Raw genomic sequence first — 1,689 nt, 5'->3', positions numbered from 1 at the left:
TGCCGCATCAGGCAACGTTCGCCCTGGTGGTCACTTCGCGTAGCCGGTCGTCGGCGGCGTGCTTGTTCCGCCAGATGATGTAGCGGCGGATCATGCTGCCCTGGGCTTTGTGGGAGGGGTGGTCGGTGCCGTCGAGGGCGAAGTAGCGCAGGGCGGTGAACTGGGCCTCGATCCGGTTGAGCCAGGAGCTGTTGGTTGGGGTGTAGGCGATCTCCACGTTGTTCGCCGCCGCCCACGTCCCGACCCGCTGGCAACGCTTCGTGGTCAGGTGCGGGGAGTAGTTGTCACAGACGATTGCGATCCGCACCTCGGCCGGGTGCAGCGAGCGCAGGTAGCGACAGAACTCCAGGAACTTGGACCGGTTCTTGGCCTTCTTGATGTGGCCGTAGAGCTGGTCCTTGCCCAGGTCGTAGGCGGCGAACAGGTGGCGGACCCCGTGCGGTCGAGTGTAGGTCGCCCGTCTTCGGGGCCTGGGATCGCGGTCGCGGTCCTTGTGCCGGCCGCCGCGTTCAGCCCACTGCCGGCCGGGGTGGGGCTGGAGGTTGAGCGGCCCGAACTCGTCCATGCAGAAGACAACTTCGGGTTCGCCTTCCTCGGGTATGACCTCGCCGTCGGCGATCGCGTAGAGGTGCTCGACACGCGCTTTCTTGGCTGCGTAGTCGGGGTCGCGGGAGGTCTTCCAGGTCTTCACGCGTTGAAAGGTGACGCCTTCCTCGCGGAGCAGGATGCGCAGGCCCTCGTGGCTGATGTCGTCGACCACCCCCTCAGCGACCAGGAAGTCGACCAGCTTGGCCAGGCTCCAGGTCGAGAACGGCAGGCCGTGTTCGACCGGCTTGGACTTGGCGATCTTCTTGATCTCGCGACGTTCGGGCAGCGTGAACGTCTTCGGTCGCCCGCCCCTGTACTTCGGGTAGAGCGAGTCGAAGCCGTCGGCATTGAAGTTGTGGATCACGTCGCGGACCCGGTCCGCGCTGGTGAACGTAACCTCCGCGATCTTCGCCACGTCCATGCTCTGCGCCGACAGCAGAACCATCTGGGCCCGCCGCCAGGTCACCACCGATCCGGTGCCCCGGCGGATGATCCGCAGCAGCCGCCGCCCCTCGTCATCATCGATCTCACGGACCCGCACGCGTTCAGCCACGTGATCATTCTGACCATCCGGAGCTACCGATCACAGCAACCGGGCGGCTCGCCACAAGAGAGCGAACGCTGCCTGGCTCCCGCCGCAGCGACCAGCCTCACCGCAGGTGCAGGAAGCTCCGGATGTCGTCAAAGCCGTCCAGAGCCCGACCGTCCACATCCGACGGATCCGCCTCCGCCCGCACCGCCAGCGACTCCGCCAGCGCAAGGGCCTCATCGCCGAGATGTCCGAAGCGTCGGGCAGTATGCCCCAGGCACAGGCCGGCCAGACCGAGCAGAGGACTGCCCGGCACAGCCCGCGTCCCGACCTGCACGCACCAGTGCTCAACGAATGCCTGATCGTCGTCGTTCAGCGCACTCCCGACCAGAACGCTTGCCGCCTCGCCCTCGTACGAGCGGTCGCGCAGAGCCCGTTCCAAGGCCTCGGCCGCCACCTCATGAGGCAGCGCGGAAGGGTTCTCAAAGCGCAGATGAGAGTGCATCCCGCGAGACTACGCGTCCCGCCCCACCGGCGAGGCCGAGGCGAACGTTGCCTGGTGCGGCACTAGC

General features: G+C 66.8%; 2 protein-coding genes. Both read right to left on the bottom strand.

The window, feature by feature from the left end; translation table 11 throughout:
- Positions 1 to 7: 7 nt before the first annotated feature.
- Entirely contained in the window at positions 8 to 1,141 is a 1,134-nt protein-coding gene (locus ACZ6Y1_RS37510) for an IS630 family transposase (protein ID WP_469640668.1), read from the bottom strand.
- Between the two features lie 97 nt (positions 1,142 to 1,238).
- A complete protein-coding gene (locus tag ACZ6Y1_RS37505; RefSeq protein WP_469640666.1) occupies positions 1,239 to 1,622 on the bottom strand; it encodes a hypothetical protein in 384 nt (127 codons plus the stop codon).
- Positions 1,623 to 1,689 lie beyond the last annotated feature (67 nt).

The organism is Streptomyces sp. NPDC053432 (assembly GCF_055585365.1).
The sequence above is the reverse complement of the archived record's forward strand: the minus strand, read 5'-3'. Positions and strand labels throughout refer to the sequence as shown.

Excerpts from the sequence above, each read along its gene's own strand:
- ACZ6Y1_RS37505 (WP_469640666.1), bottom strand. The coding sequence starts at position 1,622 with ATGCACTCTCATCTGCGCTTTGAGAACCCTTCCGCGCTGCCTCATGAG.